We start from the raw sequence: 16,935 nt of genomic DNA on the forward strand, positions 1-16,935 counted from the left end.
TGCGCCCGTGGCAGTAGATGATGCATATACCGTAGAAGAAGACGGTAAACGACCGTAGTACTAGCACCGCTTACTACTGGCATCGCTGATAGTGACTTGGATGGCGACACCCTCAGCATCACTGACACATTAGCCATTTAGACCCAACCCGCCTTAACCCCAGGTGTGGCTCAAAGCATTGACGTACCAAACGGCGTGGTGAACATAGACAACGCAGGTGTCATCAGCTTCACCCCTGATGCCAACTTTAATGGCGACGTTGAATTTGACTACACCATCACCGATGGCACGACAGCAGTGAGCGCCACAGAAACCATCACCGTCACGCCTGTGAATGATGCCCCCGTTGCAGTAGATGACGTAGGATCAGGCCCATTAAACCAGCCCGTATTGATTGACGTATTGGGTAACGACACCGACCCTGATGGCGACATAGACCCAACCAGCGTCATTATCACCCAGTCACCAGCGGGCGGCACCATCGCAGCTGACGGCAAATCGGTTATTGTGGCAGGCGAAGGCACATGGAGTGTTGATGGCACCACACGGTCGATGACAATACTGGTGAAACCTCAAATGAGGCCACTGTTACCATCGATTACACCTTCAGGCTCAGGCAGTCCAGTTGTGGCCATCACCTTCACACCAGAAGCGGGCTTCACTGGTGACCCAACGCCAATCAGCTACACGGTCGATGACAATACTGGTGAAACCTCAAATGAGGCCACTGTTACCATCGATTATCCGCAAGCGATAAATGACCTTCAGACTGGCACCTCAGGCAGTCCAGTTGTGGTCGATGTGTTTGATAACGACAGCGCAGCTTCAGCCAATTTAGACCCAACCAGCGTCATTATCACCCAGTCACCAGCGGGTGGCACCATCGCAGCTGACGGTAAATCGGTTATTGTGGCAGGCGAAGGCACATGGAGTGTTGATGGCACCACAGGCGCCATCACCTTCACACCAGAAGCGGGCTTCACTGGTGACCCAACGCCAATCAGCTACACGGTCGATGACAATACTGGTGAAACCTCAAATGAGGCCACTGTTACCATCGATTATCCGCAAGCGATAAATGACCTTCAGACTGGCACCTCAGGCAGTCCAGTTGTGGTCGATGTGTTTGATAACGACAGCGCAGCTTCAGCCAATTTAGACCCAACCAGCGTCATTATCACCCAGTCACCAGCGGGTGGCACCATCGCAGCTGACGGCAAATCGGTTATTGTGGCAGGCGAAGGCACATGGAGTGTTGATGGCACCACAGGCGCCATCACCTTCACACCAGAAGCGGGCTTCACTGGTGACCCAACGCCAATCAGCTACACGGTCGATGACAATACTGGTGAAACCTCAAATGAGGCCACTGTTACCATCGATTATCCGCAAGCGCCAGTGGCAAATAAATGACCTTCAGACTAAGCCTCAGGCAGTCCAGTTGTGGTCGATGTGTTTGATAACGACAGCGCAGCTTCAGCCAATTTAGACCCAACCAGCGTCATTATCACCCAGTCACCAGCCAATCGCAGCTGACGGCAAATCGGTTATTGTGGCAGGCGAAGGCACATGGAGTGTTTGATGGCCAGCACAGGCTGCCATCACCTTCACACCCAGAAGCGGGCTTCACTGGTGACCCAACGCCAATCAGCTACACGGTCGATGACAATACTGGTGAAACCTCAAATGAGGCCACTGTTACCATCGATTATCCGCAAGCGATAAATGACCTTCATTGCAGTCCAGTTGTGGTCGATGTGTTTGATAACGACAGGCAGTCCAGTTGTGGTCGATGTGTTTGATAACGACAGCGCAGCTTCAGCCAATTTGAGACCCAACCAGCGTCATTATCACCCAGTCACCAGCGGGGCACCATCGCAGCTGACGGCAAATCGGTTATTGTGGCAGGCGAAGGCACATGGAGTGTTGATGGCACACAGGCGCCATCACCTTCACACCAGAAGCGGGCTTCACTGGTGACCCAACGCCAATCAGCTACACGGTCGATGACAATACTGGTGAAACCTCAAATGAGGCCACTGTTACCATCGATTATCCGCAAGCGATAAATGACCTTCAGACTGACTCAGGCAGTCCAGTTGTGGTCTCAGGCAGTCCAGTTGTGGTCGATGTGTTTGATAACGACAGCGCAGCTTCCAGCTTCAGCCAATTTAGCCAACCAGCGTCATTATCACCCAGTCACCAGCGGGTGCAGCTGACGGCAAGCCAATTTAGACCCAACCAGCGTCATTATCACCCAGTCACCAGCGGGGCACATCACCCATCGCAGCTGACGGCAAATCGGTTATTGTGGCAGGCGAAGGCACTGCCATCACCTTCACACCAGAAGCGGGCTTCACTGGTGACCCAACGCCAATCAGCTACACGGTCGATGACAATACTGGTGAAACCTCAAATGAGGCCACTGTTACCATCGATTATCCGCAAGCGATAAATGACCTTCAGACTTAAGACCTCAGGCAGTCCAGTTGTGGTCGATGTGTTTGATAACGACAGCGCAGCTTCAGCCAATTTAGACCCAACCAGCGTCATTATCACCCAGTCACCAGCGGGTGGCACCATCGCAGCTGACGGCAAATCGGTTATTGTGGCAGGCGAAGGCACATGGAAGGCTGTGCCATCACCTTCACACCAGAAGCGGGCTTCACTGGTGACCCAACGCCAATCAGCTACACGGTCGATGACAATACTGGTGAAACCTCAAATGAGGCCACTGTTACCATCGATTATCCGCAAGCGATAAATGACCTTCAGACTGGCCTCAGGCAGTCCAGTTGTGGTCGATGTGTTTGATAACGACAGCGCAGCTTCAGCCAATTTAGACCCAACCAGCGTCATTATCACCCAGTCACCAGCGGGGGCACCATCGCAGCCGCCGCCATCACCTTCACACCAGAAGCGGGCTTCACTGGTGACCCAACGCCAATCAGCTACACGGTCGATGACAATACTGGTGAAACCTCAAATGAGGCCACTGTTACCTCGATTACCGATAAATGATCGATTATCCGATGTGTTTGATAACGACAAGCGATAAAGCCTTCACTCATCGCAGCTGACGGCAAATCGGTTATTGTGGCAGGCGAAGGCACATGGAGTGTTGATGGCACCACAGGCGCCATCACCTTCACACCAGAAGCGGGCTTCACTGGTGACCCAACGCCAATCAGCTACACGGTCGATGACAATACTGGTGCAGCACCTCAGGCAGTCCAGTTGTGGTCCAGTTGTGGTCGATGTGTTTGATAACGACAGAAGCTTCACTGGTGACCCAACGCCAATCAGCCACGGTCGATTTACTGGTGAAACCTCAAATGAGGCCACTGTTACCATCGATTATCCGCAAGCGATAAATGACCTTCAGACTCACCTCAGGCAGTCCAGTTGTGGTCGATGTGTTTGATAACGACAGCGCAGCAATTTAGACCCAACCAGCGTCATTATCACCCAGTCACCAGCGGGTGGCACCATCGCAGCTGATAAATCGGTTATTGTGGCAGGCGAAGGCACATGGAGTGTTGATGGCACGGCGCCATCACCTTCACACCAGAAGCGGGCTTCACTGGTGACCCAACGCCAATCAGCTACACGGTCGATGACAATACTGGTGAAACCTCAAATGAGGCCACTGTTACCATCGATTATCCGCAAGCGATAAATGACCTTCAGACTGGCACTCAGGCAGTCCAGGCAGTCAGTTGTGGTCGATGTGTTTGATAACGACAGCTTCAGCCAATTTAGACCCAACCAGCGTCATTATCACCCAACCACCATGGAGTGCAGCTGACGGCAAACACGCCATCACCTTCACACCAGAAGCGGGCTTCACTGGTGACCCAACGCCAATCAGCTACACGGTCGATGACAATACTGGTGAAACCTCAAATGAGGCCACTGTTACCATCGATTATCCGCAAGCGATAAATGACCTTCAGACTGGCACCTCAGGCAGTCCAGTTGTGGTCGATGTGTTTGATAACGACAGCGCAGCTTCAGCCAATTTAGACCCAACCAGCGTCATTATCACCCAGTCACCAGCGGGTGGCACCATCGCAGCTGACGGCAAATCGGTTATTGTGGCAGGCGAAGGCACATGGAGTGTTGATGGCACCACAGGCGCCATCACCTTCACACCAGAAGCGGGCTTCACTGGTGACCCAACGCCAATCAGCTACACGGTCGATGACAATACTGGTGAAACCTCAAATGAGGCCACTGTTACCATCGATTATCCGCAAGCGATAAATGACCTTCAGACTGGCACCTCAGGCAGTCCAGTTGTGGTCGATGTGTTTGATAACGACAGCGCAGCTTCAGCCAATTTAGACCCAACCAGCGTCATTATCACCCAGTCACCAGCGGGTCATCGCAGCTGACGGCAAATCGGTTATTGTGGCAGGCGAAGGCACATGGAGTGTTGAGCGAAGGCACATGGAGTGTTGGCGCCATCACCTTCACACCAGAAGCGGGCTTCACTGGTGACCCAACGCCAATCAGCTACACGGTCGATGACAATACTGGTGAAACCTCAAATGAGGCCACTGTTACCATCGATTATCCGCAAGCGATAAATGACCTTCAGACTTAAGACCTCAGGCAGTCCAGTTGTGGTCGATGTGTTTGATAACGACAGCAGCTTCAGCTTCAGCCAATTTAGACCCAACCAGCGTCATTATCACCCAGTCACCAGCGGGTCACTGGTGACCCAACGCCAATCGCAGCTGACGGCAAATCGGTTATTGTGGCAGGCGAAGGCACATGGAGTGTTGATGGCACCACAGGCGCCATCACCTTCACACCAGAAGCGGGCTTCACTGGTGACCCAACGCCAATCAGCTACACGGTCGATGACAATACTGGTGAAACCTCAAATGAGGCCACTGTTACCATCGATTATCCGCAAGCGGTAAATGACCTTCAGACTGGCACCTCAGGCAGTCCAGTTGTGGTCCCTGTGTTTGATAACGACAGCGCAGCTTCAGCCAATTTAGACCCAACCAGCGTCATTATCACCCAGTCACCAGCGGGTGGCACCATCGCAGCTGACGGCAAATCGGTTATTGTGGCAGGCGAAGGCACATGGAGTGTTGATGGCACCACAGGCGCCATCACCTTCACACCAGAAGCGGGCTTCACTGGTGACCCAACGCCAATCAGCTACACGGTCGATGACAATACTGGTGAAACCTCAAATGAGGCCACTGTTACCATCGATTATCCGCAAACTGCGCCAGTGGCAAGTAACGATTTAAAAGCAGGTCCTTTAAATACGCCTGTATCAGTTGACATACTAGCCAATGATACTGATCCTGAAAATGATCTTGACCCAACTACCGTCATCATCACCCAATCACCAGCAGCAGGCAGCACCATCGCCGCTGATGGAAAATCAGTTGACGTACCAGGTGAAGGTTCATGGAGTGTTGACCCAGACACAGGTGTTATCACCTTCTCGCCAACAACAGGTTTCACTGATGACCCAACGCCAATCAGCTACACGGTCGATGACAGAACGGGATTGACGTCAAACGAAGCAACTGTCACTATCGACTATCCACCAACCGCCCCCGTGGCAGTAGATGATGCGTATACTGTAGAGGAAGATGGTACCGTAGTGCTTGACCCACTAAACGCTGACAGCGATTTCGATGGCGACACCCTCAGCATCACCGAGATTAACGGCATCACCCTAACCCCAGGTACCGTGCAAACCATCGCCGTACCAAACGGTGTAGTGAACATAGATACCGCAGGTGTCATCAGCTTCACCCCTGATGCCAACTTTAATGGCGAAATCGAATTTGACTACACCATCACAGATGGTACCGAAACGGCGACAGCAACAGAGACCATTACCGTTACGCCAGTCGATGATGTGCCAGTGGCCATCGATGATGCATATATCGTAGCAGAAGACGGCACCGTAGTACTAACCCCGCTTACTACTGGCATCGCTGACAGCGACTTTGATGGCGACGTTCTAACCATCACTGATATCAATGGGACCACTTTGACCCCAGGTACAGCTCAAAGCATCACCGTACCAAATGGTTTGGTGAATATTGATGCGGCAGGTGAAATCAGCTTCACCCCTGATGCCAACTTTAATGGCGAAGTCAAGTTTGACTACACCATCACCGATGGCACGACAGCAGTGAGCGCCACAGAAACCATCACTGTAACACCTGTGAATGACATTGAAGCCAATCCTGAAGTTGAAATCACGCCTGAAGACACGATATTGACTGACAATGTCCTTACTAATGACACAGATGAAGATGGCACCACACTAGCGGTTCAATCAGCGACCGTAGACATTGATGGTAGTGGCACCCAAGTTGCATTGGTGCTAGGTACTGCAACGGCGATCGAAGACAGCACTGGCGCTCCGATTGGTGACTTGACCTTGAATGCTGATGGCAGCTACACCTTTGATCCAGCACCTGACTTCAATGGTACTGTACCGACCGTCAACTACGTGGTGGCGGATCCTGATGGCAACACCGACAGCACCACCTTAGACATCACCGTTAACGATGCACCAATAGTCACTTTTAGTAATATTGCTGTGTCAGAAGAAGGGTTAGCAGGTGGTATTGCTGATAGTAATGCGTTAGCAGGATTTACTGATACTACCAATAGAGCTCAGCAGACAGGTACCATCGTTGTAACAGACACTGACTTAGCTAGCGTAAATGACCTATCTGTGACATTGAATGGTCCTATTGGTATTACTTCACAAGGCGAGCCTGTCACATGGACGCAAGTCGGTGATACGCTCACAGGTACAGCGACGATTGATAGCGTAGTAGTAGATGTTGCGACTGTAACTATTGGTGCATTCACTGACAATGGTGGCGGTAACTATACAGCTGACTATACGACAACCTTACTACAGTCCATAGACCATCCGAATACTACTGGCGAAGACAGTCTGGATTTGGACTTTACGGCTACCGTTAGTGATGGTATAGATGACTCAGCCTCATCGGCGTTTGTCATTTCTGTAGAAGACGATACACCGGATGCTAGTAGCTCAAATACCGACATTCTTTTACAGCCAGTTAATACTAACTTGTTACTGATTGTGGATGTGTCAGGTAGTATGAACACTACTGAAAATGGTGTCAGTAGACTGCAGGCAACGAAAGACGCTTTGATAGAAGCTATTGACAAGTATGAAGAGTTCGGTGATGTTAAAGTTAGACTGGTCACCTTTAGTTCAAATGGAGAAGCTATTGGTACCGAGTGGGTGTCGTCTGCTGATGCCATTACCCAGATTAATGCTCTAACTGCTGGTGGAGTCACTAACTATGATGCTGCATTGGGTAGCGCTATCGATGCGTTTGACGATGTAGGTAAGCTTGAACCAGTATCGATCGTCGATAGTCAGGGTAATGAAGCATTCAATAACCCTACAAATAAATCTATCTTTATTACTGATGGTGTACCTAATAGAGGTCTTGGTGACACTACTCAGCTTTCTGGAACAGTAAGTACAGGCTCTGCTGATTATGGTATTCAAGCAGCAGAAGAGGTTATTTGGACAGATTTCCTAAAAGCTAATAGTATTGACTCATCAGCGCTATCGATTATTGACTTCGCCTCTGGTAGTACTGCCGAAACGTCTTTGAATTCCATCGCTTATGATGGCCGTAATGATGTCGATGCTGATGGTGTCATGGTTACTGCTGCGACCCTAGAGCAGACGATATTAGATGGTATTGACGCAAGAAATTCAACGGGCAATTTAGTGAGCGCAGGTGGCTCAACCAACACAGGTTTTGGTGCTGATGGTGGTTATCTAAGTGAAGTGGATATCGATGGTTCTAACTATAACTTTAATAAATCAACAGGTCAGCTTACAACTGCCGCTGACGCATCTACCTATAGTTATGATCAATCGACTACTACCGTTACTATCACAACTGCAGCAGGTGGCTCACTCATCGTCAATTTCAGCACAGGTAACTATCAGTATGATGTACCAAATGATGCCACTACTGCCTATACTGAGACGTTAACCTTTTCAGTTCTGGACAACGATGGAGACGGCGTTAACAATACTATAGAACTGAATATTCTCTTCCCAGTGACTACAGGAACTGCTGGTAACGACTTCTTATTAGGCAATAACAATGACAACGTACTAGATGGACTCGATGGTAATGACGTCATTAGTGGTGGTACTGGAGCGGATAGTCTCACAGGGGGTGCTGGTAATGACACGCTCATATTCCAAGTAGATAATGTCTTGATGGATGGCGGCGATGGTACCGATACCTTAATTATCAACAATAATGGTATCGATATTGACTTTAGTACTTTCGATACCACGAAGTTTGGAAGCATTGAGGTTATAGAGATGACGGGTAGTGGTACACAAACACTGAGCAATCTCACGACTAGTGATGTGCTTGATATCATTGATGAAACGGTTGTCTTAAATAAAGGTCTTACCATCAATGGCGATAGTACAGATACCGTACAGTTGACAGGAACTGACTGGAACAATACCAATACTACTGTACAGCAAGATGGTAAAGACTATGACGTCTATAACTTTACAGATGTTAATGGAAGTGGAGTGCATGAAATACTGATTCAGACTGATGTCAATATTATTTAACGATAACTATTAAACAGGGCTAAGGGGTTCGGTTGATATAACGCCCCTTTGACTCGTTATGATATTCGTAGTATTTCGTAGTCCGCTTTTGGTTATTTGAATATAATATAAGAAGGCTAGCAACCATTCGACGAAGGCTTTAGTAAAGCCTTCGTCGAATGGTTGCTAGCCTTTATTTACTTATAGATTATTTTTATGTATGGAGATGATAGATATTCGATCATAATTAAAGAGAGTATCGTTTGAATAGGCTCACAAGTAAAATAGCCACCAGCATAGCCTAGTGTCTCATACTATGAAGGGTTGCTTTTTATAAATCAGCTGTCCTCAATTTGGATATAATGTCACGTTGGGTGCGCCTGTAGGTCATACTTAAGGTGACGATATCGAAGGCATTTTGTCAGTTGATTTTGCTATTGAAGTATTTAAAAATGTGACTGCCACAGATACATTAGCCAAGTCTGATGAGCTGTTAGCTATCATCGAAGATGATCCTCCTGCACCTCAGCCAGTGGTTTGGAATATTGATGTTCAACAAGAAACCGTTACTATCATAGGTTTACAAACAAGCTTTACTGACTCATTATTTACTACACCAACCCAAGCAGGTTGTCTAGTTCCTAATAATGTTGATGCTGCAAATACGGGTGCTACCGTCTCATCTAGAGACTATGGCGGTACTATTGGTTAATTGTTTGCTGAACAAGATGCCACAATACAGCGCCAGATGGTAATACTTACATTGACAACCTAGATGAAGCTATCTATTGGAGTAGACTCGCAAACAATACTGCGCCTGCAGGATATATCACTTACGAAAATACTATCTACCAAGGTGCAGGTGAAGAAATCAAGTTTGAGACCAATCTAGATCTGAATTTCAACGTTGATCTTAATGGTAACTCTCAATCAGTCGCTGTTGAATATAAGATGCAGCATAATGAAACGCCTAATAATCTAATGGCTCTTTCTCATGGTTTAGGTTCTGCACTTTATGATGATGACTATGTCCAAACAGCTATAGATGACAACATTATTGAATAGACAGTAAAAAAGCGCTCCTAAATTAGGGGCGCTTTTTATTGTCTGTAAAAAACCAACTGAAGACAGAATATAGTCTAATTAAGGTAAAGATTTAGTACTTCAATCTTTTGTCAAAGATTGATAGTAGTGTAGTGTTGAGTTCAAGGTGTTTTTTAGCTTATGCTTTAGACTTATCATTCTAACAATTAATGACTGATATTTTCTGTCATCACACCCATGCTATAAAGTGCATAGGCAACTACGGTTAGCGCGACAATAACTGGGGTAAACACCCAGATGACGACATTAATCAAGATAGATGGTAATAATCCGTTGAATAATTCAGTATCTGGTGCAAAAAACTCTACCATCACATCGACTGCACGTTTGGCAATAGGGAAGAGTAAAGTGCTTAGTGCTAATGCATAAAGATACTTAGCAAAGCTAGGGTCGCTCATTACAACTATGAAGTAAAATACTGAAAAATAGGTGATACCCAGCATCCAGCATTTGAGAGTATAGCTTAAACGAATCATGTTAGTTTCTCCCAAAGTATTTTGATAATGGCATGTAGAGAAAGTTATTATAATAATTCTATAATAATGAATATACTATATATGTTATAAGTTGAATATACAAGTTAGCTGTTCTTTTAATTATCTTTGCAAAAATAACAATGCTTATATAACTCTAATAAGACTGAGTCACGCTTTATATTAAACTTGACTATTGTTAGCTTTTATATGAAACTCAGGGGCTTTTGATTGTCGAGTTAAATACTAAATATGGGGCCGTTACAACCCAAAAAGTGATGGTATAAAATAGAGATATAGTCGATTCAATTTAAAGGTAGTACAAGGCAACCGAGTGTAGATGTATATTAAATACTTCAAGCAAGGTTAACGCAGTAATATTTTTATAGTGGAGTGACTATAAAGGGATACCAACTGTCCTATGGATAAATACATAATACGACCGCAAGAGATTTATTTGTTAGAGCGCTATAGTTCATCTGCCTACTTTAAAGAGATGCGTGATGCCTTTGCTCATATGCTAGAGGCGGCTGAACAAGCATTAAAGTTGTTTATGAGAGACTTACCCAGCGACTATCGTAATAGACCCATCAATCGTCAGCCTGATATTGTTTGGGGCCAGCGCATGCTGCCGAATTTACGCGGCACCTTAGATAGCCTTAATATCGGCTATCAAAAACTGTTAAAAGGGGATTTAGCGGCGATAAGATATGGCGGTAATGTTGAGAGTGATTTTCGCGCTATCAGTATGGATTATGATTTCGACTGGATGCCTGAGCAGCAACAACTGGATTATGAGAAATGGCGGAGAGAGGCAAGCTTACGCGCTTTTAACATGGAAATAACCAGCTATTTTGGTTGGTGCCTTTACGGCTTAATAGAAAATTACAGTATTGAATCAAGAGGACCGCTTAATCCACCTGAATCTTGGCCCATCTATTGTCTAAACCTACAATATACGGTTAAGACAGATGAGGTAGTTCCTGTAGCAGGTGTTTATATACCGAATAGAGCAGATGCCAGTGCCCAAGTGTTACTAGATGGCATGCTAGCAAATGAAGCTCACGTCGGTTATGACCCTGATACGACACATGCTGTCGATGACGCTCCTGTTACGTGGATACTCGTTGAGCGCATCGCTGATAGTGGTGGCGGGAGTAGTGCAGTATCAGAATACTCAAGTTGTGAGGCAGATAACCCCTGTCCACAGACAGGATATTGGTGGTCACCTGCGAGTCAAGAGCTGCAACACTTTCAAGCAGGTAATATCATGCCAGATATGACTATAGATATATGGCAAACCATTTGGTATTTTAACGAAACCAATCCGATGGATATTCAACCTACTACTAATTATATGAAAAAGAAAAGAGTAAAGCGCCCCAAAGGTTATCAATTATGGAATGGAGATGCATTTTTTATTATTGTTGTCGTAGATATAATCATTTTTCTCTTTGTTGAACAAACCTGTGGAGCAGTTATCTATGGACAGTTATTACATGCTATTTATATGCAAATATTGTGTTTGTTTATGTTCGCGGATTCCAAATGGATGATAGCGTTGGCTAGGGTAGTCAATAGGCCGCTAGCCACTATGAAAGTTGCTGCTTTTTTTATCATGTTAGGATCATTCTATCTATTTTTTCTTGCGACGAAAGGGGTGGTTTTTCAGAGTGCTCTTAAATGGTGTGGTTAATTGGCTCAGTAGAACGCGTGTACAAATCCTAGATAATCATTCGTTGAGATTGATGAGGTAACGTTTCTAGCTTTTGATGACAAGGATTGACAGGTAAATATCAGATGGATAGTAGTGATATTAATTAACATTAGTTTGTTTTATTGGGTAACGCTTGCATATAATAGCTAGCTAAAATTGTTGGCTAACTAAATACTGTATAACTATGATCTACAATCCTCCAAACAATACTCATCCTATCGAAAATCTCCTGAGTCGACCTTGGGAAGAAAGCATACCTGCGTATCGAGAAAAAGTAGCGAGTATAGAAAAGCTGAGCCGTGATGTGCATGAGGTAAACCCAGATTATCTATTGTTTCACCCGATTATTAACTCGCATCAATTGGTTGGTTTTTTAATGGCTTATGCTTTTAGTTGGTTGTTTGGGCAAGGTCTTTTCTTGTTTTTAGTAGTAACATTTAATTATTTGATAATTGAGAAATTTGAAGTATTGTCTTTGTTTCCCATTGGTATGCTCATCTTATTTTTAATAGTTTTAGGTTTTGCATCATACTTAGTTTTAAAGCAACTTAAAAACAAAAAATCCTATTACAACAAAATAGTATTTTTGAAACAGACCCAACAAGTTGCCTATTATGAACACAACCGTAAGCAAGAGCCTATTTTCCATTTAATTAACTACAAAGATATTGTCGCGTCGGTTAGACGTAACAAAGGCGTTGTCTTTGAAGCCTTGAATCTGCATGTGATTGATCCTAAAACAAACCAAACCATTCAAAGCATCAATCTTGAAGACATGCAGCTCAGCCCCTACGATCAATGGACATTTATCCGAACCTATATGGAACGTCCAGCAGACGAGCTACCGCTTGATCCAAGATACGCTCACGCTTGTCCGACAGATATCAGTACCTCGCTATTGGCTTGTCCTGACATCGCTCAAGATAAGAAAGGCAAAGGCTTAACTGGTCTGCGTCATGAAGTGACGATTATGGGCTGGTTGCGAGCCTGTACAGTTAGCTTTTTAGACTTAGCAGAAGGTAATATTTATCAATCTAGCGCCAATCCAGCATTACATCCTGAGGTGCAGCGTCGGCTCATGTGGGATGGAAAAGATAACCCATATAACGTGTTGCCTGTCACCGCAGCGCGCCAAGCCGCTTTTGATAATAAAAATTCAAAGGTCAAACTAAAGTGGTACTCAGGTATAGCAGTGAATGCGACATGGTTTATCGGTTCGATATTGTATGTGATGCTGGTGATTGCTTAGATAAAAATGTGAGTATTCAGTGACCTGTTTTAAATGCTCAATTTTAAAAGACATGTTTTCAATGTGAACATTTGATAGGCTCACATTGCTATTTTTAAATTTTCACTGTCTTTTTATTCAAAATAAATACCAACACCGCACCCAATATCACAGCGCTTGCCACGACGAATTGCATGGTCAATTGCTCAGATAAAAACACCACGCCCAGTATGGCTGCAAGCACAGGCACGCACAGCTGTACCACTGCTGCTTGAGTGTTTTTTAACAGCGGCATTGCCATATACCAAATGCTATAGCCCATACCCGATGCGATCGCCCCTGATGCACATGCCAACAGTATTCCTTTGACAGTAATATTACCTAAATCGATGTTTTCCAAGCCGATATTATCGAGATACACCATGCCGATTAATAACAGGATAGGAACAGCAACAAGGCTCCGAATAAAGTTAAAGCCGGTGGCGCGTAGCGGTGACACACATGATTTTCCACGTATACTATATATACCCCAAGCCACACCACTGACTGCCATGAGCGTCGCTGCTAGTAACGAAGGCACTGCTGCTGACGGTAGCATCAAATAAATAAATCCGACCACTGCGACGATAAAGGCAGCCCATTGTAAGACGCTTAATTGTTCTTTTTTATAGATGCCCCAGCCAATCATCGTGAGCTGAACTGCTGAAAACAAAATCAATGCGCCAGTACCCGTATCTAGTTCTACATAGGCAATCGAAAAGCAAAGTGCATAAATCACCAAGCTTGCACTACTAAGCCAACTGCCTTTATCATTCAAAATAGCCTCATAAGAGGTGCTACCTAGATTGAGCTTTTGACGTCGTAATCGATAGGTATAGACCATCATGATGATAGCTAAACAAACAGCCGCACTCACCAAGCGAATGATCGTAAAGCTCCAGGCATCTATATAGCCTGCTGCTAGCGCCATTCTTCCAAAAAGAGAATTTGCGGCAAAGGCGATCAATGCGATAACAGTATAAAGCGTGGCTTTCACAATAATTCCTACAATAAATAAGTTGATTTTGAAATAGGCGAGCAGATGATTTTAACGTTAATTTTTTAGATATATTTTTATAACAGCCAATCATCGTTTATCGGAAATGAGGGCTAAGACTCTAAAAACCCAATTGATGGTTATCTCACAAGGAACGATATTTTGTCGTACTTGCGACAAAAAGTCTCTTTTAAATTAGAATAACGATAGTTGCATTGATGATAAGGCTTATGAGTGAAATAAGTGGTCAAAATTACTATCGGCAACCTTTCAATAGTTTCAATCAACTAGTCAATCAATCAAATAAAAAAGATACGCAGGAAACGATAACATGGATTGGGCAAGTATTTTTATTTATGACACAACGTGGGCATTTGCACTTGAAATATTAGTACGTGTCACCGTCATGTTTGTGCTCATTATTTTATTTTTACGCTTTACTGGCAAGCGTGGTGTCCGTCAGTTGTCAATCTTTGAGTTAACCATCATTTTATCACTGGGCTCTATCGCAGGTGATCCAATGTTTACAGAAGATCTGCCAATTATTCAGGCAGTATTGATCATGAGTACGGTCATCTTTCTCTATCGACTGTGCACATGGGCCATGATGAAGTTTCAGCCGTTCGAAGATTTACTAGAGGGTAAGTCGTTATATATCGTCGAAGATGGATTATTGGTACTCGAAAAGATTAAAAAGGGCAAGATGTCGCATGATGAGTTTTTTGCTGAAATGCGTCAACAAGGCGTTGAGCATTTGGGTCAAGTGCGTACGGGGCTTTTGGAGACAGATGGCAACTTTAGTATCTTATTATACCCACCCGAAAACACAGGCTATGGCATGCCACTTTTCCCCAAGCAGTACCAGCCAGTCGAGAAAGTAGAGTCAGGCGTTTATTATGCTTGTATGCATTGTGGCTATATTGACACTATCTCTGACGCCAACCAGCTGTGTATACGCTGTGAGGATGACTGTCGAAACTGGGCAACAGCGTTGAAGAGTGAAATTGTGAGATGATAAAATGCTTGGGCTGTTCTCTGTATTTTTATGCAGACCTATTACACAGATAGGAACAGCCCAAATTTCAATTATTTAAGGTGTCATCCTTTCTAGATATTTTAATGAACTTAGGCGACTTTATACCAGTCAATTTTACGAGTCATGACCATCACGCAGGCGAGCAGTACAAAACAGAAGACGGCACCCAGCAATAAGTTCATGTCTTCTGTGGTGAGAATACCAAAAAACGATGCGTACAATCCTGCGAGTGTAACGGTAAATATCGCTGCTCGTTTTACGCCACCGAACACGTAGTAAGTATACCAGCCAATGAGTCCGACACAGGCACTGGCCGCAATGGCATACGCTTTCCAAAACACTATCTGCTCAGCAAGTGGTAGCAATAACACATAAAAGACGAATAGTGCACAACCAACCAATAGATATTGAATCGGGTGAATACGGCTCGATTTAATCACCTCAAATAAGAAGAAAGTGCCAAACGATACTAAGATTAATAGCAGCGCATATTTCATGGTTCGTTGGGTTTGTAAATACACATCATTGGGCTCGGCAAAACTAACCCCAAAGCTGCTGAGGCGCATACTATCAGGCATTGCACCACCTTCTACTGCAATCAAGTCATTACGAGACATCGACTGACTGCTAGTATCAAGGCTGGCTTGACTCGTAACAGCACATTCATTATTGGCGATGCCGATACAATGTGATAAATATTGGTTGTTAGTGACGGTCAAATACTGATTCTGCCAATTGGCTTCAAAGCCTTTCGTGGTGAACTTTTTGGCATTTGGAAGGGCTTTGCCAATAAAGTTGGGCGCATGCCAGTTACTGCGCATGGTTAGGCTAAAGTTCTGCCCAGTAGGCACCGTATTTAAATTACTAATACCTGCTAAAGGTAAGTCTACTATGATACTAATCGCTTGAGTACTTTCGGTATCGGATGGCTGATTGGTCAAGTCTGTACCAGATAATGTTTCGTTATCCTGCGGGCTAGCAATAGGTTTCGCTGGACGATTCAATAAATCTTGAGGAATGGCCACCTCTACATAGGTCAGCTCTTTCAGCATGGGTGTTTGCGGATATGTTGCTTGTATTGATTTTTTATCAATGGTCACTGTTGGTAGTGTCGCTACACCGCGTAGGTCTGATACAGGAATAATTAATTTGGCTTTATTCCAGTGAATGATGGTTTTTTCAGGTTTTATTTTATTGATAAAGGGGTTTGTAGCGGTATCGACTAAATCTGATGCTTGGTTATTCGTATTATTAGGCTCGTTTAAGCTACTAAGGGTTGAATCAAAAGTATAGTTTTGGTCAAATTTCAGCGCACCGTTATAACTGGTCGCATGATAAACACCGCGCTTATAGGTGTCCGTGTTTACCTCAAGATCTTGAGCTGCTTGGGTTTGATTGGCAAAAATAGTTTCAATTTTTGAGTAGGAGGCGGCACAGTTACTGGTTGCTTCGGACCCTGTAATCTCACATTCAGGTGTGACCGTGGTCGGAATGGCGATAAATGGCGTAATGACTTCTTGCGGGTTGACGTGCTGTTGAGCGATTTCTCTGATAACCGACTCTGAAAAACTTTGCCTCTCATAGATGACCGAGCCAATCATGTTGAGACCAATGGCAAACAGAACGCACAGCCCCGCGATGATGGATAATTTAATCAGTAGTGTCTTTTGCATGGGAGCTCCTCATATAAATCTTTAGTCCAAAACTGTCAA

Annotated in this window: 18 protein-coding genes and 1 pseudogene; 16 read left to right on the plus strand and 3 right to left on the minus strand. The window is 44.9% G+C overall.

Annotated elements, in window-relative coordinates; all coding sequences use genetic code 11:
* The first annotated feature begins 7 nt into the window (after nucleotides 1–7).
* From JMW61_RS14410 to JMW61_RS10870, 13 genes and pseudogenes are all read left to right on the plus strand, one after another.
* On the plus strand, nucleotides 8–58 hold the full coding sequence (locus tag JMW61_RS14410) for a hypothetical protein (RefSeq protein ID WP_406947843.1): 51 nt from the start codon (nucleotides 8–10) through the stop codon (nucleotides 56–58).
* 107 nt (nucleotides 59–165) lie between these two features.
* The gene (locus JMW61_RS14365; RefSeq protein WP_201551173.1) at nucleotides 166–1,413 is read left to right on the plus strand and encodes a tandem-95 repeat protein; all 1,248 of its coding nucleotides are present in this window, start codon (nucleotides 166–168) and stop codon (nucleotides 1,411–1,413) included.
* 161 nt (nucleotides 1,414–1,574) lie between these two features.
* Nucleotides 1,575–1,802 (plus strand): hypothetical protein, encoded by a 228-nt coding sequence (locus JMW61_RS10830; protein WP_201551175.1) that lies wholly within the window; start codon nucleotides 1,575–1,577, stop codon nucleotides 1,800–1,802.
* Nucleotides 1,803–1,945: 143 nt separating this feature from the next.
* Nucleotides 1,946–2,038: pseudogene (locus JMW61_RS14415) on the plus strand (hypothetical protein); the annotation flags it as partial.
* Nucleotides 2,039–2,283: 245 nt separating this feature from the next.
* Entirely contained in the window at nucleotides 2,284–2,472 is a 189-nt protein-coding gene (locus tag JMW61_RS10835) for an Ig-like domain-containing protein (protein WP_227687483.1), read from the plus strand.
* Complete coding sequence (locus JMW61_RS14455; RefSeq protein ID WP_201551179.1) at nucleotides 2,456–2,764, plus strand: hypothetical protein; 309 nt, start codon at nucleotides 2,456–2,458, stop codon at nucleotides 2,762–2,764. The genes JMW61_RS10835 and JMW61_RS14455 overlap by 17 nt, the downstream gene beginning before the upstream one ends.
* Complete coding sequence (locus tag JMW61_RS14460) at nucleotides 2,765–3,058, plus strand: hypothetical protein (RefSeq protein ID WP_201551181.1); 294 nt, start codon at nucleotides 2,765–2,767, stop codon at nucleotides 3,056–3,058.
* 11 nt (nucleotides 3,059–3,069) lie between these two features.
* Nucleotides 3,070–3,267, plus strand: coding sequence for an Ig-like domain-containing protein (locus JMW61_RS10850; protein ID WP_406947844.1), 198 nt, complete (start codon nucleotides 3,070–3,072; stop codon nucleotides 3,265–3,267).
* 288 nt (nucleotides 3,268–3,555) lie between these two features.
* Nucleotides 3,556–3,738 (plus strand): Ig-like domain-containing protein, encoded by a 183-nt coding sequence (locus JMW61_RS14430; RefSeq protein WP_227687485.1) that lies wholly within the window; start codon nucleotides 3,556–3,558, stop codon nucleotides 3,736–3,738.
* On the plus strand, nucleotides 3,735–4,397 hold the full coding sequence (locus JMW61_RS10855; RefSeq protein WP_201551185.1) for an Ig-like domain-containing protein: 663 nt from the start codon (nucleotides 3,735–3,737) through the stop codon (nucleotides 4,395–4,397). Before JMW61_RS14430 ends, JMW61_RS10855 begins: the two co-directional genes overlap by 4 nt.
* A 14-nt stretch (nucleotides 4,398–4,411) precedes the next feature.
* Nucleotides 4,412–4,609 (plus strand): Ig-like domain-containing protein, encoded by a 198-nt coding sequence (locus JMW61_RS10860; protein WP_265090120.1) that lies wholly within the window; start codon nucleotides 4,412–4,414, stop codon nucleotides 4,607–4,609.
* 126 nt (nucleotides 4,610–4,735) lie between these two features.
* Nucleotides 4,736–8,650, plus strand: a complete 3,915-nt coding sequence (locus JMW61_RS10865) for a beta strand repeat-containing protein (RefSeq protein ID WP_265090129.1) — start codon at nucleotides 4,736–4,738, stop codon at nucleotides 8,648–8,650.
* 397 nt (nucleotides 8,651–9,047) lie between these two features.
* Nucleotides 9,048–9,341 (plus strand): hypothetical protein, encoded by a 294-nt coding sequence (locus JMW61_RS10870; RefSeq protein ID WP_201551191.1) that lies wholly within the window; start codon nucleotides 9,048–9,050, stop codon nucleotides 9,339–9,341.
* Between the two features lie 538 nt (nucleotides 9,342–9,879).
* Here JMW61_RS10870 and JMW61_RS10875 read toward each other — a convergent pair.
* Nucleotides 9,880–10,209: a hypothetical protein gene (locus tag JMW61_RS10875; protein ID WP_110923524.1), complete on the minus strand. Its 330-nt coding sequence runs from the start codon at nucleotides 10,207–10,209 to the stop codon at nucleotides 9,880–9,882.
* A 418-nt stretch (nucleotides 10,210–10,627) separates the two neighbouring features.
* Between JMW61_RS10875 and JMW61_RS10880 the strand changes: the two genes are divergently transcribed.
* Nucleotides 10,628–11,902 carry a hypothetical protein gene (locus tag JMW61_RS10880; protein WP_201551193.1) on the plus strand — a complete coding sequence of 425 codons (1,275 nt, stop codon included), beginning with the start codon at nucleotides 10,628–10,630 and terminating at the stop codon, nucleotides 11,900–11,902.
* Nucleotides 11,903–12,107: 205 nt separating this feature from the next.
* The gene (locus tag JMW61_RS10885; RefSeq protein ID WP_201551195.1) at nucleotides 12,108–13,172 is read left to right on the plus strand and encodes a DUF6708 domain-containing protein; all 1,065 of its coding nucleotides are present in this window, start codon (nucleotides 12,108–12,110) and stop codon (nucleotides 13,170–13,172) included.
* Between the two features lie 94 nt (nucleotides 13,173–13,266).
* On the opposite strand, the gene JMW61_RS10890 is transcribed toward JMW61_RS10885, so the two are convergent.
* Nucleotides 13,267–14,187: a DMT family transporter gene (locus JMW61_RS10890; RefSeq protein ID WP_201551197.1), complete on the minus strand. Its 921-nt coding sequence runs from the start codon at nucleotides 14,185–14,187 to the stop codon at nucleotides 13,267–13,269.
* 331 nt (nucleotides 14,188–14,518) lie between these two features.
* On the opposite strand from JMW61_RS10890, the gene JMW61_RS10895 reads away from it, so the two are divergent.
* Nucleotides 14,519–15,202, plus strand: coding sequence for a DUF421 domain-containing protein (locus JMW61_RS10895; RefSeq protein ID WP_201551199.1), 684 nt, complete (start codon nucleotides 14,519–14,521; stop codon nucleotides 15,200–15,202).
* A 110-nt stretch (nucleotides 15,203–15,312) separates the two neighbouring features.
* Here JMW61_RS10895 and creD read toward each other — a convergent pair whose 3' ends face one another.
* A complete protein-coding gene (gene creD / locus JMW61_RS10900; RefSeq protein WP_201551202.1) occupies nucleotides 15,313–16,896 on the minus strand; it encodes a cell envelope integrity protein CreD in 1,584 nt (527 codons plus the stop codon).
* Between the last annotated feature and the right edge of the window lie 39 nt (nucleotides 16,897–16,935).

Source organism: Psychrobacter fjordensis (assembly GCF_904845995.1).
Classification (GTDB): domain Bacteria; phylum Pseudomonadota; class Gammaproteobacteria; order Pseudomonadales; family Moraxellaceae; genus Psychrobacter; species Psychrobacter fjordensis.